At 74.9% G+C, this 22,485-nt stretch carries 21 protein-coding genes; 12 read left to right on the forward strand and 9 right to left on the reverse strand.

Going from position 1 to position 22,485, the window contains the following annotated elements; genetic code table 11:
• Window positions 1-19 precede the first annotated feature (19 nt).
• Window positions 20-943 carry a tyrosine-protein phosphatase gene (locus tag MUU72_RS29115; RefSeq protein ID WP_248016399.1) on the forward strand — a complete coding sequence of 308 codons (924 nt, stop codon included), beginning with the start codon at window positions 20-22 and terminating at the stop codon, window positions 941-943.
• A gap of 114 nt (window positions 944-1,057) precedes the next feature.
• Here the strand turns inward: MUU72_RS29115 and MUU72_RS29120 are convergent, their stop codons facing one another.
• The 4 genes from MUU72_RS29120 to MUU72_RS29135 are packed head-to-tail and all read right to left on the reverse strand — an operon-like array spanning window position 1,058 to window position 4,808.
• Complete coding sequence (locus tag MUU72_RS29120) at window positions 1,058-2,215, reverse strand: acetyl-CoA C-acetyltransferase (protein WP_248016400.1); 1,158 nt, start codon at window positions 2,213-2,215, stop codon at window positions 1,058-1,060.
• Between the two features lie 43 nt (window positions 2,216-2,258).
• Window positions 2,259-2,843 carry a TetR/AcrR family transcriptional regulator gene (locus tag MUU72_RS29125; RefSeq protein ID WP_248016401.1) on the reverse strand — a complete coding sequence of 195 codons (585 nt, stop codon included), beginning with the start codon at window positions 2,841-2,843 and terminating at the stop codon, window positions 2,259-2,261.
• The gene (locus tag MUU72_RS29130) at window positions 2,836-3,627 is read right to left on the reverse strand and encodes an SDR family oxidoreductase (RefSeq protein WP_248016402.1); all 792 of its coding nucleotides are present in this window, start codon (window positions 3,625-3,627) and stop codon (window positions 2,836-2,838) included. The genes MUU72_RS29125 and MUU72_RS29130 overlap by 8 nt, the downstream gene beginning before the upstream one ends.
• Entirely contained in the window at window positions 3,624-4,808 is a 1,185-nt protein-coding gene (locus MUU72_RS29135) for an acyl-CoA dehydrogenase family protein (RefSeq protein ID WP_248016403.1), read from the reverse strand. Before MUU72_RS29135 ends, MUU72_RS29130 begins: the two co-directional genes overlap by 4 nt.
• Window positions 4,809-4,854: 46 nt before the next feature.
• Between MUU72_RS29135 and MUU72_RS29140 the strand changes: the two genes are divergently transcribed.
• The 3 genes from MUU72_RS29140 to MUU72_RS29150 all read left to right on the forward strand — a co-directional run bounded on the left by MUU72_RS29140 (window position 4,855) and on the right by MUU72_RS29150 (window position 8,072).
• Entirely contained in the window at window positions 4,855-5,706 is an 852-nt protein-coding gene (locus tag MUU72_RS29140; RefSeq protein WP_248016404.1) for an enoyl-CoA hydratase, read from the forward strand.
• Window positions 5,706-6,878 (forward strand): acyl-CoA dehydrogenase family protein, encoded by a 1,173-nt coding sequence (locus tag MUU72_RS29145; RefSeq protein WP_248016405.1) that lies wholly within the window; start codon window positions 5,706-5,708, stop codon window positions 6,876-6,878. The genes MUU72_RS29140 and MUU72_RS29145 overlap by 1 nt, the downstream gene beginning before the upstream one ends.
• Window positions 6,879-7,088: 210 nt before the next feature.
• A complete protein-coding gene (locus tag MUU72_RS29150) occupies window positions 7,089-8,072 on the forward strand; it encodes an acyl-CoA dehydrogenase family protein (protein ID WP_248016406.1) in 984 nt (327 codons plus the stop codon).
• 91 nt (window positions 8,073-8,163) lie between these two features.
• Here the strand turns inward: MUU72_RS29150 and MUU72_RS29155 are convergent, their stop codons facing one another.
• Both MUU72_RS29155 and MUU72_RS29160 read right to left on the reverse strand, forming a co-directional pair.
• Window positions 8,164-9,243: an acyl-CoA dehydrogenase family protein gene (locus tag MUU72_RS29155; RefSeq protein WP_248016407.1), complete on the reverse strand. Its 1,080-nt coding sequence runs from the start codon at window positions 9,241-9,243 to the stop codon at window positions 8,164-8,166.
• The gene (locus MUU72_RS29160) at window positions 9,240-10,886 is read right to left on the reverse strand and encodes a FadD3 family acyl-CoA ligase (RefSeq protein ID WP_248016408.1); all 1,647 of its coding nucleotides are present in this window, start codon (window positions 10,884-10,886) and stop codon (window positions 9,240-9,242) included. The genes MUU72_RS29155 and MUU72_RS29160 overlap by 4 nt, the downstream gene beginning before the upstream one ends.
• A 157-nt stretch (window positions 10,887-11,043) precedes the next feature.
• On the opposite strand from MUU72_RS29160, the gene MUU72_RS29165 reads away from it, so the two are divergent.
• Window positions 11,044-11,655, forward strand: a complete 612-nt coding sequence (locus tag MUU72_RS29165) for a flavin reductase family protein (RefSeq protein WP_248016409.1) — start codon at window positions 11,044-11,046, stop codon at window positions 11,653-11,655.
• On the opposite strand, the gene MUU72_RS29170 is transcribed toward MUU72_RS29165, so the two are convergent.
• A complete protein-coding gene (locus MUU72_RS29170) occupies window positions 11,547-12,191 on the reverse strand; it encodes a PadR family transcriptional regulator (RefSeq protein WP_248016410.1) in 645 nt (214 codons plus the stop codon). The genes MUU72_RS29165 and MUU72_RS29170 overlap by 109 nt on opposite strands.
• 138 nt (window positions 12,192-12,329) lie before the next feature.
• On the opposite strand from MUU72_RS29170, the gene MUU72_RS29175 reads away from it, so the two are divergent.
• The 7 genes from MUU72_RS29175 (at window position 12,330) to MUU72_RS29205 (ending at window position 20,664) form a co-directional block, all read left to right on the forward strand.
• Window positions 12,330-13,457 (forward strand): LLM class flavin-dependent oxidoreductase, encoded by a 1,128-nt coding sequence (locus MUU72_RS29175; protein ID WP_248016411.1) that lies wholly within the window; start codon window positions 12,330-12,332, stop codon window positions 13,455-13,457.
• Entirely contained in the window at window positions 13,454-14,203 is a 750-nt protein-coding gene (locus MUU72_RS29180; protein WP_248016412.1) for a glucose 1-dehydrogenase, read from the forward strand. The genes MUU72_RS29175 and MUU72_RS29180 overlap by 4 nt, the downstream gene beginning before the upstream one ends.
• Window positions 14,200-15,198: an alpha/beta hydrolase gene (locus tag MUU72_RS29185; protein WP_248016413.1), complete on the forward strand. Its 999-nt coding sequence runs from the start codon at window positions 14,200-14,202 to the stop codon at window positions 15,196-15,198. The genes MUU72_RS29180 and MUU72_RS29185 overlap by 4 nt, the downstream gene beginning before the upstream one ends.
• Window positions 15,199-15,338: 140 nt before the next feature.
• Window positions 15,339-15,632 (forward strand): hypothetical protein, encoded by a 294-nt coding sequence (locus tag MUU72_RS29190; protein WP_248016414.1) that lies wholly within the window; start codon window positions 15,339-15,341, stop codon window positions 15,630-15,632.
• Window positions 15,633-15,980: 348 nt separating this feature from the next.
• Window positions 15,981-17,747 carry a M4 family metallopeptidase gene (locus tag MUU72_RS29195; RefSeq protein ID WP_248016415.1) on the forward strand — a complete coding sequence of 589 codons (1,767 nt, stop codon included), beginning with the start codon at window positions 15,981-15,983 and terminating at the stop codon, window positions 17,745-17,747.
• A gap of 94 nt (window positions 17,748-17,841) precedes the next feature.
• On the forward strand, window positions 17,842-19,044 hold the full coding sequence (locus MUU72_RS29200; protein ID WP_248016416.1) for an MFS transporter: 1,203 nt from the start codon (window positions 17,842-17,844) through the stop codon (window positions 19,042-19,044).
• Window positions 19,045-19,257: 213 nt separating this feature from the next.
• Entirely contained in the window at window positions 19,258-20,664 is a 1,407-nt protein-coding gene (locus MUU72_RS29205) for an 8-oxoguanine deaminase (RefSeq protein WP_248016417.1), read from the forward strand.
• A gap of 16 nt (window positions 20,665-20,680) precedes the next feature.
• Here MUU72_RS29205 and MUU72_RS29210 read toward each other — a convergent pair whose 3' ends face one another.
• Together MUU72_RS29210 and MUU72_RS29215 are read right to left on the reverse strand one after the other, a co-directional pair.
• The gene (locus MUU72_RS29210; RefSeq protein ID WP_248016418.1) at window positions 20,681-21,205 is read right to left on the reverse strand and encodes a solute carrier family 23 protein; all 525 of its coding nucleotides are present in this window, start codon (window positions 21,203-21,205) and stop codon (window positions 20,681-20,683) included.
• Complete coding sequence (locus MUU72_RS29215; RefSeq protein WP_248016419.1) at window positions 21,202-22,269, reverse strand: isopenicillin N synthase family dioxygenase; 1,068 nt, start codon at window positions 22,267-22,269, stop codon at window positions 21,202-21,204. The genes MUU72_RS29210 and MUU72_RS29215 overlap by 4 nt, the downstream gene beginning before the upstream one ends.
• Between the last annotated feature and the right edge of the window lie 216 nt (window positions 22,270-22,485).

The raw sequence follows: 22,485 nt of genomic DNA on the forward strand, positions 1-22,485 counted from the left end.
CCCCCTCAGGAGCTGCCGCGTGTTCCCCTCCCGACGACGCGTCACCACTGCCCTGCTCGGCTCCGCCCTCGGCCTCGGCGGCCGCACCGCCACCGGCGGCGCACCGGCCGGTGCCGCCACCGCGCCCCGCGGCCGGCGGAGCACCCCGCCGCCCACCCGCCGGGTTCCGCTGCACGGCGCGGTCAACTGCCGCGACCTGGGCGGCTACCGCACCGACCGCGGCCGGACGCTGCGGTACGGGCGGCTGTTCCGCTCCGACTCACTGGCCAAGCTGACCCCGGACGACCTGACCGCCCTGCACGGCCTCGGGCTGCACACCGTGATCGACATGCGGGTGCCGTCGGAGGTCTCGTTCGACGGCGCCGACCGGCTGCCCGCCGGGCTCGCGGTGACCTCGGTGGCGGTGGACGACACCGGCCTGTTCGCCGCCATGCAGGCGGCCATCGCCACCAAGGACCCGGCGGAACAGCAGCGCAGACTGGGCGGCGGCCGGGCCGAGACCCTGATGCGCGACGTGTACCCGACGTTCGTGACCAGCGCCGCCAACCGCGCCGCCTTCGGCGCGATGCTCACCCGGGTCGCCGACCGGGGCCACCTGCCGCTGCTCTTCCACTGCACCTCGGGCAAGGACCGCACGGGCTGGCTCGGTTACCTCCTGCTGCGGCTGCTCGGCGTCCCGCACCCCACCGCCGAACGGGACTACCTGCTCTCCAACGCCCTGCGCCGGGACGCCGACGCCGCGGTGCGCGCCCAGCTGAAGCAGGCCGGCCTGATGCAGGACCCGGACCTGCTGATCCCGCTCCAGGAGGTGCGCACCGGCTACCTGGGGGCCGGACTCGACCGCCTCCGGCGCGACTACGGCGGCATCCCGCGCTACCTCACCGCGGGCCTGGGCCTGGACACCGCCACCCTGGCCCGGATCCGCGCCCGGCTGCTGCACTGACCCGGGCCGGGCACACCGGCCCGGCCCCGCCCGCGACCCGGCACCGCCGGGACGCGCGGAAGCGCCGGGGCGGCCCCCACCGCCCCGGCGTCCCCGCCCCCTCCAGACGCGCCGTCAGAGGCGTTCGATGATCGTCACGTTGGCCTGCCCGCCGCCCTCGCACATGGTCTGGAGGCCGTACCGGCCGCCGGTGCGCTCCAGTTCGTTCAGCAGCGTGGTCATCAGCCGGACGCCGGTCGCGCCCAGCGGGTGGCCCAGCGCGATGGCGCCGCCGTTGACGTTGACCCGTTCCGGGTCGGCGCCGGTCTCCTTCAGCCAGGCCAGCACCACCGGCGCGAACGCCTCGTTGATCTCCACCAGGTCGATGTCGTCCAGCGTCATCCCGGCCTTCTTCAGCGCGTACGCGGTGGCCGGGATCGGCGCGGACAGCATCCGGATCGGGTCCTCGCCGCGGACCGAGAGGTGGTGGATCCGGGCCCGCGGGGTCAGACCGTGCTCGGCCACCGCCCGCTCGGAGGCCAGCAGCAGCGCGGCGGCGCCGTCGGAGACCTGCGAGGAGACCGCGGCGGTCAGCCGGCCGCCCTCGACCACGGGGGCCAGTTGCGCCATCTTCTCCAGCGAGGTGTTCCGGCGCGGCCCCTCGTCGGCGGTGACCTCCCCGTACGCGACGATCTCGCGGTCGAAGCGGCCCTCGTCGGCGGCCCGGACGGCCCGCCGGTGCGAGCGGAGCGCGAACTCCTCCATGTCCTGGCGGGAGATGTCCCACGTGGTGGCGATCAGCTCGGCGCCGTGGAACTGGTTGACCGGCTGGTCACCGTAGCGGGCCCGCCAGCCCGCCGACCCGGCGTACGGGCCCTGGGTGAGGCCGAGCGGCTCGGCGGCCCGGCGGCTGGCGAACGCGATCGGGATCTGCGACATGTTCTGCACCCCGCCCGCCACCACCAGGTCCTGGGTGCCGGACAGCACGCCCTGCGCGGCGAAGTGCACCGCCTGCTGGGAGGAGCCGCACTGCCGGTCGACGGTGACGCCCGGCACCTCCTCCGGCAGCCCGGCGGCCAGCCAGCAGGTCCGGGCGATGTCCCCGGCCTGCGGCCCGACGGTGTCCAGGCAGCCGAAGACGACGTCCGCCACGGCGGCCGGGTCGATCCCGGTGCGGTCCATCAGGGCGGTCAGCACATGGGCGCCGAGGTCGGCCGGATGGACGGCGGCCAGCCCGCCGCCCTTCTTCCCCACCGGGGTGCGGACGGCATCGACGAGGTACGCCTCGGGCATGGTGAACTCCTTGGTCCTTGGTGAGATTCTGCGGAGGGCGGGGTCAGTCCCGCAACGCGATGCCGTCCAGCACCACCGACAGGTACTGGCGGGCGATCTCCTCGGGGCTGTGCTGTGCGCCGGGCCGGTACCACGACGCGGCGACCCAGACGGTGTCGCGCACGAACCGGTACGTCAGCCGGATGTCGAGGTCGGCGCGGAAGGCGCCGCCGGCCACCCCGCGCTCCAGGGTGCCGAGCCAGGCCCGGGCGAACCGGCGGCGGGCGTCGGTGAGGTAGCCGAAGCGGGGGTGCCGGGCGGCGAGGTGCCGGGCCTCCTTCTGGTAGATCGCGACCGCGGCCCGGTGCCGGTCGATCTCCCGGAACGACTCGGTGACCAGCGCCTCGACGGTCTCCCGCGGCCCGAGGCCGGCGGCCAGCACCGCGTCGTAGCCGGCTCCCAGCTCGTCCAGGAAGGCGGAGAGGATCTCGTCGACCATCGACTCCTTGGAGTCGAAGTGGTAATAGAGGCTGCCCGCGAGGATCCCGGCCGCGTCGGCGATCTGCCGGACCGTGGTCGCGTTGTAGCCCCGGGCGGCGAACACCTCGGCCGCGGTGGCCAGGAGTTCGCCGCGGCGCTCCTCACGCATGCTGCGAGCTGACCGAGACCGTCTCCCCGGTCATGTACGACGCGTAGTCCCCCGCCAGGAAGACGATCACGTTGGCCACCTCCCACGGCTCGGCGTAGCGGCCGAACGCCTCCTTCTCGGTCAGCTCGGCCAGCAGCTCGGGCGTGGTGACCTTCACCAGGTGCGGGTGCATGGCCAGGCTCGGCGAGACCGCGTTGACCCGCACTCCGTAGCCGGCCGCCTCCACCGCGGCGCAGCGGGTCAGCGCCATCACCCCGGCCTTGGCGGCGGCGTAGTGGGCCTGGCCGCGCTGGGCGCGCCAGCCGACGACGGAGGCGTTGTTGACGATCACACCGCCCTGCCCGGCGGCCTTCATCCGGCGCAGCGCGGCCCGGGTGCAGCGGAAGGTGCCGCCCAGGGTGACGTCGATGACCCTGGCCCACTGCTCGTCGGTCATCTCGGTCAGCTCGGCGGTACCGCCCAGCCCGGCGTTGTTGACGACGATGTCGAGGCGGCCGTGCCGCTCCTCGGCGAGCGCGTAGAGCGCCGCCACCTGGTCCTCGTCGGTCACGTCGCAGGGCAGCCCGGCGACCCGGTCGGCGCCGAACTCCGCGGCCAGCTCGGCGGTGCTCTCCGCCAGCCGCCGGGCGTGCGCGTCCCCGATGACGATCCGGGCCCCCTCCTCCAGGAACCGCCGCGCGGTCGCCCCGCCGATGCCGGCCCCGGCCGCGGCGGTGATCACCGCCGTCCGCCCGTCCAGCAGTGCGTGCCCGGCCACATAGGCCGGTGCCCCGGACCCCGTCATGCCTTCGCCTCCTTCGGCAGGCCGAGCACCCGCTCGGCGATGATGGTGCGCTGGATCTCGTTGGAGCCCGCGTAGAGGGTGTCGGCGCGGGAGAAGAGGAAGAGCCGCTGCCAGTCGTCGAGGTCGTACGGCTCGCCGGCGGCGAGCAGGCCGCCGGCGCCGCAGACGTCCATGGCGAGTTCGCCCAGTTCCCGGTGCCAGGTCGCCCAGAAGATCTTGCCGATGGACGCCTCCGGGCCGGGGGCGCCGGCCGCGACGCCGTCCAGCATCCGCAGGGCGTTGCAGCGGATGGTCTCCAGGCCGATCCAGGCCCGGGCCAGCCGGTCGCGGAGCAGCGGGTCGTCCGCCGCGCCGTTGCGCCGGGCCAGGTCCATCAGCGCCTCCAGCTCGCGCCGGAAGCCGACCTGCTGGCCGAGGGTGGAGACACCGCGCTCGAAGCCCAGCGTGGCCATCGCGATCCGCCAGCCGTCGCCCGGCGCGCCGACCACGTGCGGCGCCCACGCCCCGTCGAAGAACACCTCGTTGAACTCGGAGGTGCCGGTGAGCTGGGTGATCGGCCGGATGTCGACACCGGGCTGGTCGAGCGGCACGAGGAGGTAGGACAGGCCGCGGTGGCGCACCGAGCCCGGCTCGGTGCGGGCGACCACGAAGCACCACTGGGACTCCTGGGCGAGCGAGGTCCAGATCTTCTGGCCGTCCACCACCCACCCGCCGCGCTCCCCGTCCCAGGCGGCGCGGGTACGGACGTTCGCCAGGTCCGAACCGGCGTCCGGCTCGCTGTACCCCTGGCACCACAGCTCCCGTACGGCGGCGATCTCCGGCAGGAACCGGGCCCGCTGCTCGTCGGTGCCGAAGGCGATCAGGGTGGGGCCCAGGAGCTGCTCGCCGATGTGGTTGACCCGGGCGGGCGCGCCGGCGAGCGCGTACTCCTCGTGGAAGGCGACCTGCTGCTCCAGGGTGGCGCCGCGCCCGCCGTACTCCTCGGGCCAGCCGACGCAGGTCCAGCCCGCGGCGGCCATGTGCCGTTCCCAGGCGAGGCGTTCGGCGAACGCCTCGTGTTCCCGGCCGGGGCCGCCGCGGCCGCGCAGGGCCGCGAACTCCCCGGTGAGGTTGGCCCGCAGCCAGCTGCGGATCTCGGTGCGGAAGCTCTCGACGGTGGTGGGGGCCTCGACGCTGCTCATGGCGGTACGTTAACCTACCAAACACTTGTTAGGGAAGGAGTCGCCGATGACCGCCGGTGAAGAGACACCCGTGGTGCGCTATGCCCGGCAAGGCCCGGTCGCCACCGTCACCATGAACCGCCCGGATCACCGCAACGCCCAGAACTCCGCGATGACCTACGCCCTGGACCGCGCCTTCTACCGCGCCGCGGACGACGACGAGGTCAAGGTCGTGGTGCTGGCCGGTGAGGGCCGGCACTTCTCCGCCGGCCACGACATCGGCAGCCCCGGCCGCGACGCCCACCTGCCCTTCGACCGCAAGGCCGGGCTGTGGTGGGACCACTCGGACAAGGCCGGTGCGGAGAGCCGCTACGCCCGCGAGTCCGAGGTCTACCTCGGGATGTGCCGCCGCTGGCGGGAGCTCCCCAAACCGGTGATCGCCGCCGTCCAGGGCGCCTGCGTGGCGGGCGGGTTGATGCTCGCCTGGATCTGCGATCTGATCGTCGCCGCCGACGACGCCTTCTTCGCCGACCCGGTCGTCCGGATGGGCATCCCCGGCGTGGAGTACTTCGCCCACCCCTGGGTGATGCCGCCGCGGATCGCCAAGGAGTTCCTCTACACCGGCGACCGGATGCCGGCCCGCCGCGCCTACGAACTGGGCATGGTCAACCGCGTCGTACCGCGCGCCGAACTGGCCGAGCGCACGCGGGAGTTGGCGGAACGGATCGCCGAGATGCCGCGGATGGGCCTGGCGCTGACCAAGCGCGCGGTCAACCAGGCCGAGGACCTCCAGGGCCTCCACCCGGGCCTGGACTCGGTCTTCGGACTGCACCACCTCGCGCACGCGCACAACGCCGAGACCGCCCGGGACTCCCTCGGCGGCATGGACCTCGCGAAGATGAAGGAGGCCGGTTCCTGATGGACCTGGACGCAAGCGACGCCGATGCCGCGTTCCGGGCCGAGGCCCGCGCCTGGCTCGCCGCGCACGTCCCCGCGACGCCGCTGCCGTCCCTGGAGACCCGCGAGGGCTTCGCGGCGCACCGCGCGTGGGAGCACCGGCTCGCCGCCGACCGCTGGTCGGTGGTCTCCTGGCCGGAGGAGTACGGCGGCCGGGGCGCCTCCCTCTTCCAGTGGCTGATCTTCGAGGAGGAGTACTACGCGGCGGGCGCGCCCGGCCGGGTCAGCCAGAACGGCATCAACCTCCTCGCCCCCACCCTCTTCGAACACGGCACCCCCGAGCAGCGCGCCCGGATCCTCGGGCCGATGGCCACCGGTGAGGTCATCTGGGCCCAGGCGTGGTCCGAGCCGGAGGCCGGCTCGGACCTGGCGTCGCTGCGCTCACCGGCGGTGCGGACCGACGGCGGCTGGCTGCTGCGCGGCCAGAAGACCTGGTCCTCCCGGGCCGCCTTCGCCGACCGCGCGTTCGGCCTGTTCCGCAGCGAAGCGGGCACACCCCGCCCGCACCAGGGCCTGACCTACCTGATGTTCCCGCTGGACGCACCCGGGGTGACGGTCCGCCCGATCGGCCGGCTGGACGGCAAACCGGCCTTCGCCGAGCTGTTCCTCGACGACGTCTTCGTCCCCGACGAGGACGTCATCGGCGCGCCCGGCCAGGGCTGGCGGGTGGCGATGAGCACCGCCGGCAACGAACGCGGGCTGACCCTGCGCAGCCCGGGCCGCTTCACCGCCGCCGCTGACCGGCTGGCCGCCCTGTGGCGGGAGGCGGCCGATCCGGCGGACACCGCGCTGCGCGACCGGGTCGCCGACGCGGTGATCGGCGCCCGCGCCTACCAGCTGTTCACCTACGCCACCGCCTCCCGCCTCGCGGACGGCGCCGGCGTCGGCGCCGAGTCCAGCCTCAACAAGGTCTTCTGGTCCGAACTGGACATCGCCCTGCACGAGACCGCCCTGGACCTGCTCGGCCCGGCCGGCACCCTCGCCGACGACGCCGACGAGGCCCCCGCCCACGGCAGCTGGGCCGAGGGCTACACCTTCTCCCTCGCCGGCCCGGTCTACGCCGGCACCAACGAGATCCAGCGCAACATCATCGCCGAGCGCCTGCTCGGCCTGCCGAAGGAGGCCAGGGGATGAACGTCCGCACCCACCCACCGGCGGGCGGTCCGGCACACCGGGACACACCGGCACCCCGGCGGCCCGGCCGGGGGTCCGGGGGTCGCCCCCCGGGACAGCACAGCGCCGAGCGCCTGCTCGGCCTGCCGAAGGAGGCCAGGGGATGAGGACCGGCGACGAGACACCGGCGGGCGGTCCGGGGCGGGGCGGCTCCGGGGAGGGGTGGCGGCGATGCGGTTCCTGCTGACCGAGGAGCAACGGGACTTCGCCCGGACCCTGAACGCCCTGCTGGGCGCGGCCGGCACCCCGGCCGCCGCCCGGGCCTGGGCCGCCGGCGAGCACAAGCCGGGCCGCGACCTGTGGACCCGGCTCGCGGAGACCGGGGTGTTCGCCCTCGCGGTCCCCGAGGAGCACGAGGGCCTGGGCCCGCTCCCCCTCGAACTCGCGGTGGCCTTCACGGAGTTGGGGCGCCACGCGGTGCCCGGTCCGCTGGTGGAGACGGCCGCCGCGGCGGTCTTCCTGCACCGGCTGGGCGACGGCGCCGCGGCGGCCGCCTGGCTGCCGCGGATCGCCGCCGGTGACGCGCTCGTCGGCCTGTGCGCCGACGGCGCGCCGTACGCCCTGGACGCCGACGCCGCCGACACGGTCCTCGTCGTCCGGGGCGACACGGTGTGCCGCACCGAGGCGCACGGCCCGGTCCAGCCCGCCCTCGACCCGGCCCGCCGGCTCTCCCGGCCGCTCGGCGGCACGGTCCTGGCCCGCGGCCCGCACGTCACCGCCGCCGCCGGCCACGCCGCCGACCTGGCCCGGCTGCTGACCGCCGCGCAGGCGCTCGGCGTGGGCCGGGCCCTGCTGGACGCGACCGTCGACCATGTGCGGCAGCGCACCCAGTTCGGCCGGGCGATCGGCTCGTTCCAGGCGGTCAAGCACCGGCTCGCGGACACCCTGATCGGCCTGGAGTTCGCCCAGCCGCTGGTGCACGCGGCGGCCCTGGCCCTGGCGGCCGGTGCCCCGTCGGCCGGCGCGGAGACCGCGGCGGCCAAGGCGGCGGCGGGCGAGGCGTGCTACGCGGCGGCGCGCACCGCGCTCCAGCTGCACGGCGCGGTCGGCTACACCGACGAACCGGACCTCTCGCTGTGGATCCGCAAGGCCCGCCCGCTGCGGGACGCCTGGGGCACCCCGGCCGCGTGCCGGGCCCGGGTCCTGGCCGGTTAGCGGCCCCGTACGGCAGCGCCGCGGCCCCGGGCCGCCGGACTTACTCCGGCGGCCCGGGGCCGCGGTGCGGAACGAGAAAATAGCGTGAGGATCACGCTACTTGACTGGGCGTCAGGCCCAGGGCGGCGGCCAGGCGGCGGCGGTGGGCGGCCGGGGAGCCGAGCAGTTGGGCGCTGCCGTGGGCCCGCTTGAAGTAGCGGTGGGCGTCGTGCTCCCAGGTGATGCCGATCCCGCCGTGCAGCTGGATCATCTCCCCGGCCACCGCCGAGAACGCCTCGGAGCAGGCCGACTTGGCGGCCGCGGCGCAGCGGGCCGGCTCCTCCCCCGCGCCCCCGCCGCGAGCGGCGGCGTACGCGGCGCCCAGCGCGATCGACCGGGCCGCCTCCACCTGCACATAGGCGTCCGCGAGCCGGTGCTTGACGGCCTGGAAGGAGCCGATCGGCCGCCCGAACTGCACCCGCTCCTTGGCGTAGGCGACGGTCAGTTCCAGGCAGCGTTCGGCCGCGCCCACCTGCTCGGCGGCGAGCGCCGCACAGCCCAGGTCCCGTACGCGGGCCAGCGCCCGCTCTCCGTCGCCGTCCGCGCCCAGCAGCCGGCCGGCGGCGGCGTCCAGCACCACCCGGGCCTGCGGGCGGGTGGTGTCCATCGTCACCAGCCGCTCGCGGCGGACTCCGGGCCCGCCGGCCGGGACCTCGAAGAGGGAGACGCCGGCGCCGGTCCGGGCGGCCACCACCAGGACGTCGGCGTCCGCGCCGTCCAGGACGTGGTCCTTGGCGCCGGAGAGCCGCCAGCCGCCGTCCGGTGCCGGGCGGGCCGTGGCGCGGACCGCGGCCGGCTCCCAGGAGCCGGCCTCGGCCCAGGCCAGCGCGCCCACCGCGGTGCCCTCGGCCAGCGCGGGCAGCAGCGCGGTGTCCCCGGTGGCGAGCAGGGCCTGGGTGGTGAGCACCGCGGAGCCCAGGAACGGCACGGGGGCCAGCGCCCGCCCCAGCTCCTCCATCACCACGTGGATCTCCAGCGGGCCGCAGCCCGCGCCGCCGTGCTCCTCGGGCACCGCCAGCCCGGCGGCGCCGATCTGCCCGGTGAGCGGACCCCACGCCTCCGGCCCCGGATACCGGGCCAGCAACTGCCGTACCGCGGCGCGCAGTTCCTCCTGTTCGCCGGTCGGTCTCATCCGCCGTTCCTCCCTTCGTTCCCGGCCGTCCGGCGCAGTTCGCCCTTGAGGACCTTGCCGCCGGCGTTGCGCGGCAGTTCGGGGACGAGGTGGTAGCGCCGGGGCACCTTGAAGTTGGCGAGCCGTTCGCGGGCCCACCCGTTCAGTTCCCCCGGATCGGGTGCGCTGCCCGCCTCGGGGACGACGAATGCCACCCCGACCTCACCGAGCCGCGGGTCCGGCGCGCCGACCACGGCGACGTCGGCGATCGCCGGGTGGCCGCGCAGCACCCGCTCCACCTCCGCCGGATAGGCGTTGAACCCGCCGACGACGTACATGTCCTTGAGGCGGTCGGTGAGGGTGAGGAAGCCGCGGTCGTCCAGGACGCCGACGTCGCCGGTGTGCAGCCAGCCGTCCGGGTCGACGGCGGCGGCGGTGGCGGCCGGGTCGTCGAGGTAGCCGGGCATGACGTGGTAGCCGCGGACCACCACCTCGCCGGGTGCGCCGGGCGGCAGCGGCCGGCCCGCGGGGTCCACGATCCGCAGTTCGGTGCCGGGCAGCGGCAGTCCGACGGTGTGCGCGAGGGTCTCGGCGTCGGCGTCGGTCGGGCAGACCGTGACGACCCCGGCGGACTCGGTCAGCCCGTAGGCGGTGAAGACGTCCGGGATGCCCAGCTCCCGGCGGACGCGGACGACGAGTTCGGCCGGCACGGTGGCGGCGCCGGTCCCGGCCAGCCGCAGCGAGCCGAGCCGGTGCCGGGCGCGGTCGGGGTGGTTGAGCAGGCCGTGGAAGACGGTCGGCGGGCCCATCAGGACGCTGACCCGCTCCTCGGCGGTGCGGCGCAGGATCCGGTCGGCGTCGTAGACCGGTTCGGGCAGCATGGTGACGCCGCGCAGCAGGCAGGCCAGCACCCCCGCCTTGTAGCCGAAGGTGTGGAAGAAGGGGTTGACCAGCAGGTAGCGGTCCCCGGGGCGCAGCGTCACCAGGTGCGCCCAGGCGTCGAAGACCCGCATGGTCTGGCCGTGGGTGGCGAGCACGCCCTTGGGGCTGCCGGTGGTGCCGGAGGTGAAGAGGATGTCGGCCAGGTCGTCCGGGCGGACGGCGGCGGTCCGGGCGGCCAGTTCGGCGTCGCCGACGCGGCGGCCGGCGGCCAGGTAGGCGGGGTAGGAGAGGGTGCCGGGGCGCGCGGGCCGCCCGGGCGGGCCGTCGTCGCGCAGCACCACGGTGCTCCCCAGCCGGCCCAGGTCCTCCCCGGAGTCGTGCAGCAGGTCGTCGTAGTCGCAGCCGAGGAACCCGCGGGCGGTGAAGAGGCGGGTGGCGCCGCTGCGGCGGATGATGTCGGCGGCCTCGGCCGCTTTGTAGCGGGTGTTGAGGGGGACGAGGACGGCGCCGACGGAGACCGCGCCGAGGACCGCGGTGATCCACTGGCGGCTGTTGGGTGCCCAGACGGCGATCCGGTCGCCGTGCCGGATGCCGTGGGCGACGGCGGCGCGCGCGGCGGCGGTGATCTCCTTCCCCAACTCGGTGAAGGTCCAGCGGACTTCGCCGTCCGCCAGCGCTTCCCGGTCGCCGTGGACGCGGGCGGCGTGTGCGGCGAGCGCCGCGACGGTATCGGGTGCCGCCGGCTGCGGCGGCCCTTGGGTGTGGTGGTGTGCCCAGGTCATTGGCCCTCCCGCTCCCTTGCTCGGAGGTGGCGGCGGCGTGTGGTGCGGTGCCGCCTACTTGACGTGCGGACGTGGCCGGTATCCAATCACAGTGTTTCTGTTAGGCATATACCTAGTAGAAATAGTCCGAAGAAAACTCCACACCCGGGAGGTCGAAGTGCCCGCCTTCACCCCGCCCACCACCACCCCCACCGCCCCGGTCGACGACACCGCGATGCGCGAGGTGCTCAGCCGCTTCTGCACCGGCGTGGCGGTGATCACCGCGCGCCGGCCCGACGGCCGCCCGGCCGGTATGGCCGTCCAGTCGTTCTCCTCGGTCTCCCTGGACCCGCCACTGGTCTGCTTCTGCCCGGCCCGGACCTCCACGACCTGGCCGAAGATCAGCGAGGCCGGCCGGTTCGCGGTCAACGTCCTGGCGGCCGACCAGCAGGAGCTGTGCCGGCAGTTCGCGGTGACCGGCGGCGACAAGTTCGAGGGCGTGGACTGGCGTTCCGGCGTCAACGGCGCACCGCTGCTGACCGCGGCGCTCGCCACCCTCGAATGCGAGCTGGTGGAGGCGCTGCCGGGCGGCGACCACCTGATCGCGCTCGGCCGGGTCACCGCGCTCACCCCGCCGGAGCGGCTGCGCGAGACCGACCCGCTGCTCTACTTCCGGCGCACCTACGGGCGCTTGCGCTCCGCGTCACCGGCCGCGCCGGCGTCCTCCGCGGCCGCCAGTTCGTCCAGGTCGGCCAGCATCGCGTCGGCCAGGTCACGCTCGGAGGCGTAGTACCGCTCGGACCACTTCAGCACGAGGGAGGGGTAGGCCCAGGCCGCCTCGGCGCGGGCGCCCGCGGCGTCCACCTCGGCGCGGTGCCGCATCGTCTCGGCGTACTCCCGGTGCCGGCCGAGGACTTCGCGCATCCGGTCGGCCTCCAGCAGATGGCCCAGCCAGAGCCGCAGCATGACCCCGTGCTTGAGCACCGGGGGCTCCACCGGCGCCTCGCGCGCCCAGTGGCGGACCGCCGCCAGGCCCTCGTCGGTGATGACGTAGACCCGCTTGTCGCGGTTGCCGGTCTCCTGGGCGACCATCCGCGAGGTGACGTAGCCGACCTTCTCCAGGCGCTTGAGCTCGCCGTAGATCTGGCTGAACGACGGGCTCCAGTAGAAGAAGCGCAGCGACCAGTCCGACCACTTCTTCAGGTCGTAACCGGACAACTCCTCACCGAAGGAGAGGAGTCCGAGCACCGCCCAGCTGGTCGCCGGCAGCGCCGGCCGCTCCGCGCCGTCCCCGGCCTGCGCTCCGCGCGCCTTCTTCTCCGTCACCCTCCGCAGTCTACGGCCTCCCCGTCCGGCGCCGGACGGGACGCCGCCCGGCCCCCCTTCCCCCCGGCCACGTATACCTGCTAGACATATTCCTATTAGAAATAGTCTCCGTACCCTCCAGAACGAGGAGGCAGTTCCGTGAAGTTCTCGATGATCTTCGAGGCACAGCTGGCCGACCCGACGCCCGAACGCGAGCGCCAGGTCCTCCACGACTGCGTCGAACAGGCCGTCTACGCCGAGGAGATGGGCTTCGACCGCATCTGGGCGGTGGAGCACCACTCACTCACCCAGTACGCGCACATGAGCGCGTCGGAGATCTTCCTGACCTGGGTCGCCGCCCGGACCTCCCGGATCCGGATCGGCCACGGCGTGGTCACCATGCCGTTCGGCTACCAGCACCCGGTCCGGGTCGCCGAGCGGGCCGCGATGCTCGACGTGCTCTCCGGCGGCCGGGTCGACATCGGCGCCGGGCGCGGCGCCACCAAGCAGGAGATGTCGATGTACGGCGTCCGGCCCGAGGACACCTATCCGCAGATGGAGGAGGCGCTGCGGATCTTCAGCAACGCCTGGCGGAACGACACCTTCGAATGGCACGGCACGCTCGACATCGGCCCCGGCGCGATCCTCCCCCGGCCGGTGCAGGACCCGCACCCGCCGCTGTTCATGGCGTGCAGCAAGCACGACACCCTCAAGCTCGCCGCCGAACTGGGCATCGGCGCCCTGGTGATGGGCTTCGCCGGCGCCGACGACGTGCGCGCGATGCGCAAGGTCTACGACGAGGCGATCGCCACCCGCAGCGGGGAGCGGTTCGTCTCCACCGGGGCCAACGACCACTTCTCCGCGCTCTGCCCGACGATCGTCTCGGACGACGGCCCGGCCGCGTACCGCATCGGCACCCGCGGCCAGCGGTTCTTCGCCGAGGCGATCGCCCACTGGTACGGCAACGGCCCGGCGCCCACCGTGCACGACGAGCACGAGGACCACGTCGCGGCGCTGGGCCGGGACCGCGACCAGCTGGTCGCCAAACTGCACGAGGCCAACATCCCGGCCCGCCCGGTCGACACCGGCACCTACAACGCCCGGCACGCCTACGGCACCGCCGAGGACGCCATCGCCTACGTCGAGCAGCTGCGGGAGATCGGGGTGGACGAGGTGATGTGCCTGATCCAGATGGGCGGCGTCCCGCAGGAAGCCTGCCTGGAGACCATCCGACAGTGGGGCGAGACGGTCATCCCGCACTTCCGGGCGCTGGAGGCGAGCGCATGACCGGCGGCGTGGACCTGGACGGCAAGGTCGCGGTGATCACCGGTGCCGGGCGCGGACAGGGCGCGGCCGAGGCCCGGCTCTTCGTGGCGTCCGGCGCCCGGGTGGTGCTCGGCGACGTCCGCGAGGAGGAGGGCCGGGCGCTGGCCGCCGAACTCGGCGACGCGGCCCGGTTCGTCCGGCACGACGTCACCGACGCGGACGGCTGGCGGGCGGTGACCGGCACCGCGGTGGACGCCTTCGGCCGGCTGGACGTCCTGGTCAACAACGCCGCGCTGTGGCGCACCGCGCCGGTGGACCGGGAGACCGGGGAGAACTTCGAGCTGCTGTTGCGGGTCAACCTGCTCGGCCCGTTCCTGGGCATCCGGGCGGCCGTCCCGGAGCTGCGGAAGGCCGGCGGCGGCTCGATCGTCAACATCTCCTCGACCGCCGGCCTGCGCGGCATCCCGGGCCACTCGGCGTACGGGGCGAGCAAGTTCGGGCTGCGCGGGCTGACCAAGTCCGCGGCGCTGGACCTGGCGGCGGACCGGATCCGGGTCAACTCGGTCCACCCCGGCATGATCGACACCCCGATGGTCGCCGATGTCCTCGGCCCGGACCCCACGGAGCAGGAGTGGCCGCGGGTGCCGCTGCGCCGCGTCGGGCAGCCGGACGAGGTGGCCGAGCTGGTCCGCTTCCTGGCCTCCGACGCGTCCGCGTACATCACCGGCGCGGAGTTCGCGGTGGACGGGGGGCTGACCACCCGATGACCGGCACCCCGCCCGGCCCCGCGGCCCCCGCCCCCGACCCGCTCTCCCCCGCGGCCCGGCGGATCGCGGACGCGATGGCCGCCGGCTTCCCCGACCCGGCGGACGGGCCGCTGGACGCCGCGGCGCTGCGCCGCGCCTCCCGGGCCGCGCCGCCGGAGCCCGGCGCCGGCGGGGTGACCGCGGCCGGGGCGACGGTCCCCGGCCCGCCCGGTGCCCCCGGGGTCCCGGTGCGGATCTACCGCCCGGACGCACCCGCCGCCGGGCCGCGCCCGCTGATCGTCTTCTGCCACGGCGGCGGCTGGGTCCTGTGCGACCTGGACACCCACGACGGGCTGTGCCGCCAACTCGCCCGGCGCGGCGGCGCGGTGGTGGTCTCGGTGGACTACCGGCGGGCCCCCGAGGACCGCTTCCCGGCCGCCGCCGAGGACGCCTACGCGGCGACGGCGTGGGCCGCGGCGCGCGCCGCGGAGCTGGGCTGCGCCCCGGAGCGGGTGGCGGTCGCGGGCGACTCCAGCGGCGGCAACCTCGCGGCCGCGGTGACCTTGATGGCCCGGGACCGCGGCGGCCCGCGGCTCGCCGCCCAGCTGCTGGTCTACCCGGTCCTGGACCACCGCCTGGCGGGCGCCTCGGCCACCGCCTACGCCACCGGCTTCTTCCACACCACCGCCCATATGCGCTGGTACTGGGACCAGTACCTGGGCCCGGACGGCGACCGGGACCACCCGTACGCCTCCCCCGGGCTCGCCGCGGACCTGTCCGGGCTGCCGCCCGCGCTGCTGGTGCTGCCCGAGTGCGATCCGCTGCGGGACGAGGGGCGCGCCTACGGGCGGGCGCTGCGCGCCGCCGGCGTCCCGGTGCGGGTGGACGAACATCCGGGCACCTTCCACGGCTTCCTCGGCGCGGCCGGGGCGCTGCCGGCCGCCGACGCGGCGCTGGACGCGGTCGGCGACTGGCTGACCGGCACCCTGTGTGACGGCGGCGTGACGAGCCGGTGAGGGCCGGATGACGAGGGTGGTGACAGTGTGCGGGGGCGCCGTGGCGGGCGGTCGATGCGGTGCGCGGGCGCACGTCGGGTGCCAGACTTGAAGCACCGTGCCCGGCGGCCGGCCGGGGCCCTGGTGACGAGGGGAACGACATGACCTGGGCATCTTGGACCACGGTCGGGATCCACGCCCGCCCCGGCGCGGTGCAGACCGAGGAGATCGGCCCCATGCAGGGCGATCTGACCATCCACACCACGTGGTCGGAGGACGAGGCGCACGTCGCCGTCCAGTACACCGGGTCCTCGGACTGGTACACCATGACCGGCAGCCCCGTCCCCTGCCACTCCGAGGCCGACAGCCGCGCCTTCCACCAGGCCGTCGTCGAGGCGGTGCGCGGCGGCGAGAAGGCCCAGGCGTCGCTGGAGGAGCTCTTCCACACCGGTTAGCGCGGCCCCGGGAGGGGCCGCACGCCCCTGACCGCACCGGCCGGGACGGCATCCGCCGCCCCGGCCTTCGGCGTGCCGGGAAATTTCCCGGCAGTGCCGTACAACCCCGGGGCGAGGTGGTGAGTCTTCACCCCCGGAACACGATTGGTCATCTTCCGACTACATAAAGGTGATCAATTATCAATTTTTGGCTTCCAGGCGCCCAAAATTGATCATTTTCCTTTACATGCCCATGCCAGGCATACCAGGGTCTGTGCGGGGCCGGACGGTCCCCGCGGTGCGCAACGGCACCGCGTGTACGGGCGGTTGCCACCTACCGCCGCCCACAGCGCAAAGGGACCTGAATCAGTGCGTAGACCCCACATACGCAGCCGCCGCCTGGCGATAGCCCTGGCGGTCACCACGGCGGCCGGCCTCACCGCCGGCGTCGGCGCCGCGGCCACCGCCTCCCCCGCCCCCGCCGCGGCCGCCCCCTCGGTCGTCGACACCGCCCGCGCCGCCGCCTACGCCCACGCCGCGACCACCGGCGTGAGCCGGGACGACACCCTCAAGGCCACCGACACCCTCGTCGACCCCGACGGCCGCCGGCACGTGCGGTTCGTCCGGATGCACCGCGGGATGCCGGTGCTCGGCGGCGACCTGGTCATCCACCTGGGCGCCGACTCCGCCTACCAGGGCGTGACCCGGGCCGCCCGCCACCAGGTCGCCCCGCCCGCCGCCGCCCCGAAGCTGTCGGGCCGCCAGGCCGCGGCCAAGGCCGCCGCGGTGGCCCAGGGCACCGCCGGCGAGCCCCGGCTCGTGGTGGACGCCCGCGACGGCCGCGGCACCCTCGCCTACCAGGTCCAGGTCGCCGACAGCCGCACCGACGAGACCCGCGGCGCCCGGACCGTCGTCATCGACGCCACCACCGGCGGCGTGCTCAGCAACATCCCGGTCAACGAGCCGTTCCTGTCGCCGTCGGTGCTGCACAAGCTCCGGCAGCGCGGCGAGCGGCCCACGCCCGGCACCGCCGCCGTCACCCCGCCCGCCCCGCCGGCCCCGCCGGCCGGCCGCTACCCGGCCCCGGCCACCGGCACCGGCGCCTCCCTCTTCGTCGGCCCGGTCACCCTGTCCACCACCCGCACCGCCAAGAACGCCTACGTCCTGCGCGACGCCACCCGCGGCAACACCGAGACCCGCGACGCCGGTGGCAAGGAACTGGACACGTTCATCACCGGCCGGCCGTTCACCAGCGGCACCAACCGCTGGGGCGACGGCACCGCCGCCAACCGGACCACCGCCGCGGTCGACGCCCAGTACGGCATCACCAGCACCCTGGACTTCTACAAGAAGACCTTCGGCCGCAACGGCATCAAGAACGACGGCGCCGGCGCCCACGCCCTGGTCCACTACGGCAACCGCGTCGGCAACGCCTTCTGGTCCTCGGACTGCGGCTGCATGCTCTACGGCGACGGCGACGGCAAGGTCTTCAGCAAGCCGCTGGTCGTCCTGGACGTCACCGGCCACGAACTGACCCACGGCGTGGTGGACGCCACCGCCCGCCTGGAACCCACCCGGGTCGACGCCGAGGGCCACCAGTTCGGCGAACCGGGCGCGCTCAACGAGTCACTGGCGGACATCTTCGGCACCGCGGTGGAGTTCGCCGCCCACAACCCGAAGAACCCGCCGAACTACCTCATGGGCGAAAAGCTGGGCCTGGCCCAGAAGTTCCTGCGCCGGATGGACCGCCCGTCCCTGGACACCCTCGAAGGGACCGTCGACTACTGGTCGGCGGACACCTACGACACCGAGGTGCACGCCGGGTCCGGGGTCTCCTCGCACGCCTTCTACCTGCTGGCCGAGGGCAGTGGCCGGAAAACCCTCGGCGGGGTCGCCTACGACTCCCCCACCTACGACGGCGGCAAGGTCACCGGCATCGGCCGGGACAGGGCCACCGCCATCTTCTACCGGGCGCTCACCCGGTACATGGTCTCCACCACCGACTTCCACGGCGCCCGCCTGGCGACCCTCCAGGCCGCCAAGGACCTCTACGGCGCCGGCAGCACGGCGTACCGGACGGTGGACCGCGCCTGGGCCGCCGTCAACGTCACCGCCGCCAACACGCCCCGGCGCTGACCGCAGCGGATGAGGCCGGACGCACGGTGCCCCCGCCACGCGCGGGGGCACCCGCCTTCTCGCGCCGGCGGGCCCCGGCGCCTACGTTGATGCCATGACCATGACCACCCGCCGGCACCACCGCCCCGGCAGCGCCGCCGCGGCCGGCGTCTTCGCGATCGGCATGGCCGGGACGACCCTGCCCACCCCCCTCTACGGCCTCTACCGCCACCAACTCGGCTTCTCCGAACTGGTGGTGACGGTGGTCTTCGCCACCTACGCGGTCGGCGTCATCGCCGTCCTGGCGCTGGCCGGCAACCTCTCCGACCACACCGGCCGCCGCCCGGTGCTCTTCGCCGGCCTGGCCCTGTCCGCCGCCAGCGCGCTGTGCTTCCTCCTGGAGGGCGGGCTGCCGCTGCTGCTGCTCGGGCGTCTGCTGTCCGGCTTCGCCGCCGGGCTGTTCAGCGGCGCCGCCACCGCCGCCGTCCTCGAACTGGCCCGCCCCGGACGGGAGTCCCGGGCCGGTTTCGCCGCCACCGCCGCCAACATGGGCGGCCTGGGCTGCGGCCCGCTGCTCTCCGGGGTGCTCGCCCAGTACGCGCCCCACCCGCTGGCCCTGCCCTTCCTCGTCCACCTGGCCCTGCTCGCCGTCGCCGCCGGGCTGACCTGGCTGCTGCCGGAGACCGTCGCGGACCCGCACCTGCCGCGCTCGCCGCGCCCCCAGCGGCTGCGGGTCCCGCCCGAGGTCCGTCCGGTGTTCACCCCGGCCGCGGTCGCCGCGTTCGCCGGCTTCGCGCTGCTCGGGCTGTTCACCGCGGTCGCACCGAGCTTCGTCGCGCAGACCCTCGGCGTCGGCAACCTCGCGGTCTCCGGGGCGATCGTCTGCTCCGTCTTCGCCGGCTCGACGCTCGGCCAGGCCCTCACCGGCCGGCTCGGCGCCCGCGCCGCCCTGCCGGCCGGCTGCCTGGTCCTGGTCGCCGGGCTGCTGCTGGTCGGCGCCTCGCTCGCCGCCACCGCGCTGCCGCTGCTGGTCGCCGGCGCGGTCTGCGGCGGCACCGGCCAGGGCCTCGCCTTCCGCGCCGGGCTGACCGCGGTCGGCGCCGCCGCCCCCGAGCAGCACCGCGGCGGCACCCTCTCCGCCTTCTTCCTCGTCGCCTACCTCGGCATCTCGCTGCCGGTGGTGGGCGTCGGCGCGCTCACCCAGGGCCTGGGGCTGCGCGGTGCCGGACTGACCTTCGCCGGCTGCGTCATCGCGGTGGCGGTGGCGGTCGGCGGCTATGTGCTGCGCCGTCCGCTCCCGGCCGAACGTCCCGCATGATCCGGCGCCGGGACTGCCCGGCCGATTTCCGGGCAGGGCTCCCCTCGCGGCGCCCTGCCGCCGCGTCCCAGATCCATCAGGGAGGAGCGCCCGTCCGCCGGCCGGTCCGGCGGTGCCGATCCGGTGGCCGCGCAGCACACCGGTACAGGGCCCGCGCGCACCCCACGAGCCCCGTGCCGGCGCGCCGGCACACCGTCTCACAGGAGTCCTCGCATGGCCGACACCCCCACCCGCCCCCACCCGGACACCCCCGCCGGCCCGGCCGACGGCTGTGACCTGCTCGTCCGGGACGCCCGCTTGCTCGTCATCGACGGCAGCACCGAGATCCCCGGTGGCTGGATCGCGCTGCGGGACGGCCGCGTCGCGGCGTACGGGTCCCCCGGCACCGAGCCGGCGCGGGCCGCCCGCACGCTCTCGGCGGCCGGCCGCCTGGTCACCCCCGGCCTGATCAACACCCACCACCACATCTACCAGAACCTCACCCGCTCCTACGGCCCCGCGGTCAACGGCACCCTCTTCGACTGGCTCACCACCCTCTACCCCCTGTGGGCCGCGCTCGACGAGGAGGCCGTCCACCTCTCCACCTACGTCGGCCTGGCCGAACTGCTGCTGGGCGGCTGCACCACCTCGGCGGACCACCACTACGTCCACCCCCGGCCCCGCCTGATCGACGCGCAGATCCGCACCGCCCAGGACCTCGGCTTCCGCTTCCACGCCACCCGCGGCTCGATGACCCTCTCCACCGAGGACGGCGGGCTGCCGCCCCGGTCGGTCACCCAGACCGCCGAGGAGGTGCTCGCCGACAGCGAGCGGCTGGTGACGGCGTACCACGACCCGGAGCCCGGCGCGCTGATCCGCGTCGCGCTGGCCCCCTGCTCCCCGTTCTCGGTCACCCGGGACCTGATGACCGCCACCGCCGAACTCGCCGAGCGGCTCGACGTCCGGCTCCACACCCACCTCGCCGAGGACCCCGACGAGGACGCCTACTGCCTGGAGAACCACGGCTGCCGGCCCGTCGAGTACTTCGAGTCGGTCGGCTGGATGACCGACCGCACCTGGGTCGCGCACTGCGTCTACCCCACCAAGGAGGAGCGCGCCCGGCTCGCCGCCGCCGGGGTGGGCGTGGCGCACTGCCCCAGTTCCAACATGCTGATCGCGGGCGGTACCGCCGCGGTCCAGGAGATGCGCGGGCTGGGCATGCCGGTCGGCGTCGGCTGCGACGGCTCCGCCTCCACCGACCACGCCTCGCTGTGGCTGGAGACCCGCAACGCCCTGCTGCTGGGGCGCTACCGCGGCGGCCCGGCCGCGATGGCGGCCCGGGACGCGCTGGACATGGCCACCCGCGGTTCGGCCCGCTGCCTGGGCCGGGACGACGAGCTGGGGCACCTGCGCCCGGGCGCCTGCGGTGACCTGGTGGTCTGGGACACCCCGGAGGTGGCGCTGGCCGGTGCGCTCACCGACCCGGTCGAGGCGTGGCTGCGCTGCGCCCCGTCCCGGGCGTGGACCACGGTCGTCGGCGGCCGGGTGCTGGTGGACGGCGGCGAACTCCGGCTGCCGGACCTGGCGGAGAAGCTGCGGGCCCACGAGCGGGTCGCCCGCCGGGTGCAGCAGCTGGACTGACGTGGCGTCAGATCCCTTACGGGGCAGGCAGTCCGGTGCGGCCGGCTGCCTGCTCCGGCGCCACCCCGGTCCGGCCGCGGCGGAACGCCAGGTGGAGTCCCAGGGCGACCACCAGGGCCGCGGTCGAGGGGCTGCCGAAGAGCAGCTGCCACCACTCGGGGAAGCGGTGGTAGATCCGCGGGGCGACCACCGGCAGCATCCCGTACTCCCGGGCGATCATGATCATCGGGGTGACGCAGACGAACGAGCCGCCGGTGACCAGCGGCCGCCGCACGCCCAGGAACCGCCCCGCGCCCAGGCTCTGGACGACGGTGACGAGGCCGGCGACGAACAGGTCCGCGTTGACCAGGACGCTGACGTCCTCGGTGTCCAGGCCCGCCCCGGCGCCGAACATCAGCGGCACCGCGATCGCCCCGGCGTACATCACCAGGGCGTGCTGCACGCCCAGGCCCAGCGTCCGGCCGGCGCCGGGGCCCCGCGCGCCGTCCGGGCGGACGGGGCGGGGGCGGCGCCGGGCGGTGCGGCGCGGCGTCAGGGTCACCGGCCCTCGGTCCTGGCCGCGAGCAACCGGGCCGCCTCGCGGGGCGAGTTGGCGTTGAGCTTCCCGGCGCGCGAACCGCCCAGCTTCTCCGCCAGGTGGCGGCCGACGGTGGTGGGCGGGTACAGCGGCTCCGCGCCGGCCGGGGCGCAGCCGGGCAGGCAGCTGATCTCCGCGTCCCAGTTGCCGTCGTGGAAGAACGCGGCGGAGCGGCGGCGCCCGACGCGTCCGGTGGCGTCGGCCGGCGGCAGCACCCGGTGCAGGGTGGACAGCCACCGGTCGTTGGTCCAACGGGCCAGCAGATCACCGAGGTTGACGAGCAGGCAGCCCGGTTCGGGCCGGACGTCGTGCCAGCGGCCCTCGGTGTCGAGGATCTGCAACCCGGGGACCCGGTCGGCCCACAGCACGGTGACGATGCCGTAGTCGGTGTGCGCGCCCATGCCCATCTGGTCGCGGTCGATGACCAGTTCCCGCTCGGGCAGCGCGTAGTGGTTCATCCGCAGCACGTCCAGCGAGTGGTCGGTGAACGGGGTGAAGTGGTCCGGCGCCAGCCCCAGGGCGTGCGCGAAGATCCCGGTCAGCCGCCGGGCCAGTCCGCCGGCCCGGCGGCACCACTCCTCCACCGCGTCCCGGAAGCCCGGCACCGGCGGCCAGATGTTGGCCGGGTAGTGCTCCTCGGGCAGTCCGAGGCCGGGGAACGCGGCCGCCTCCGCGCCGACGTTGAACGCCTCGAAGAGGTCCTCGGCCGCCGCCGGGACGCCCAGGCTCAGGCTCAGCCGCTCGGTGCGCGGCGGGGTGTAGCCGCGGTTGACGTCCGGGGAGGGCGCGCGCAGCGCCTTCTTCTCCGCCATCGGCAGCCCGAAGAACGCGTCCTGCGCCGCGGCGAACGCGTCCACCGCGGCGTCCGGGACGCCGTGTCCGGCGATCTGCATGAAGCCGACGGTCCGGGCCGCCCGGTCGACCTCGGCCGCGATGCGGTCCCGGTCGGCGGCGGTGCCGCCCGCCCATGCGGAGATGTCGATGACGGGTACGTCGAGGACGCCGTTCACGGCTGTGGCCCTGCCCATCGCATGCCTTCCTTCCGTCGCGCCGGCGGTCTCCGGCGGCGCCCGGCACCGCCGCCCGGCGCCCACCCACCCCTTTCCGCTTCAACAGTTTGATGAACATGCTGTTAACGGCCCTGATCGGAACCAGCTGAAACCAGCCGCCGGTTGACCGAGACGCCCGCCCAACCCCCCGCTGTGCGGCGACACTTCGCCGGATACCGAACGGTCGCCCGTCTA

This window comes from Streptomyces rhizoryzae (genome assembly GCF_023155275.1).
In the GTDB taxonomy this organism is placed as follows: domain Bacteria; phylum Actinomycetota; class Actinomycetes; order Streptomycetales; family Streptomycetaceae; genus Streptomyces; species Streptomyces rhizoryzae.

Excerpts from the sequence above, each read along its gene's own strand:
- MUU72_RS29120 (WP_248016400.1), bottom strand. The coding sequence starts at position 2,215 with ATGCCCGAGGCGTACCTCGTCGATGCCGTCCGCACCCCGGTGGGGAAG.
- MUU72_RS29125 (WP_248016401.1), bottom strand. The coding sequence starts at position 2,843 with ATGCGTGAGGAGCGCCGCGGCGAACTCCTGGCCACCGCGGCCGAGGTG.
- MUU72_RS29130 (WP_248016402.1), bottom strand. The coding sequence starts at position 3,627 with ATGACGGGGTCCGGGGCACCGGCCTATGTGGCCGGGCACGCACTGCTG.
- MUU72_RS29135 (WP_248016403.1), bottom strand. The coding sequence starts at position 4,808 with ATGAGCAGCGTCGAGGCCCCCACCACCGTCGAGAGCTTCCGCACCGAG.
- MUU72_RS29140 (WP_248016404.1), top strand. The coding sequence starts at position 4,855 with ATGACCGCCGGTGAAGAGACACCCGTGGTGCGCTATGCCCGGCAAGGC.
- MUU72_RS29145 (WP_248016405.1), top strand. The coding sequence starts at position 5,706 with ATGGACCTGGACGCAAGCGACGCCGATGCCGCGTTCCGGGCCGAGGCC.
- MUU72_RS29150 (WP_248016406.1), top strand. The coding sequence starts at position 7,089 with ATGCGGTTCCTGCTGACCGAGGAGCAACGGGACTTCGCCCGGACCCTG.
- MUU72_RS29155 (WP_248016407.1), bottom strand. The coding sequence starts at position 9,243 with ATGAGACCGACCGGCGAACAGGAGGAACTGCGCGCCGCGGTACGGCAG.
- MUU72_RS29160 (WP_248016408.1), bottom strand. The coding sequence starts at position 10,886 with ATGACCTGGGCACACCACCACACCCAAGGGCCGCCGCAGCCGGCGGCA.
- MUU72_RS29180 (WP_248016412.1), top strand. The coding sequence starts at position 13,454 with ATGACCGGCGGCGTGGACCTGGACGGCAAGGTCGCGGTGATCACCGGT.
- MUU72_RS29185 (WP_248016413.1), top strand. The coding sequence starts at position 14,200 with ATGACCGGCACCCCGCCCGGCCCCGCGGCCCCCGCCCCCGACCCGCTC.
- MUU72_RS29190 (WP_248016414.1), top strand. The coding sequence starts at position 15,339 with ATGACCTGGGCATCTTGGACCACGGTCGGGATCCACGCCCGCCCCGGC.
- MUU72_RS29200 (WP_248016416.1), top strand. The coding sequence starts at position 17,842 with ATGACCATGACCACCCGCCGGCACCACCGCCCCGGCAGCGCCGCCGCG.
- MUU72_RS29205 (WP_248016417.1), top strand. The coding sequence starts at position 19,258 with ATGGCCGACACCCCCACCCGCCCCCACCCGGACACCCCCGCCGGCCCG.
- MUU72_RS29215 (WP_248016419.1), bottom strand. The coding sequence starts at position 22,269 with ATGGGCAGGGCCACAGCCGTGAACGGCGTCCTCGACGTACCCGTCATC.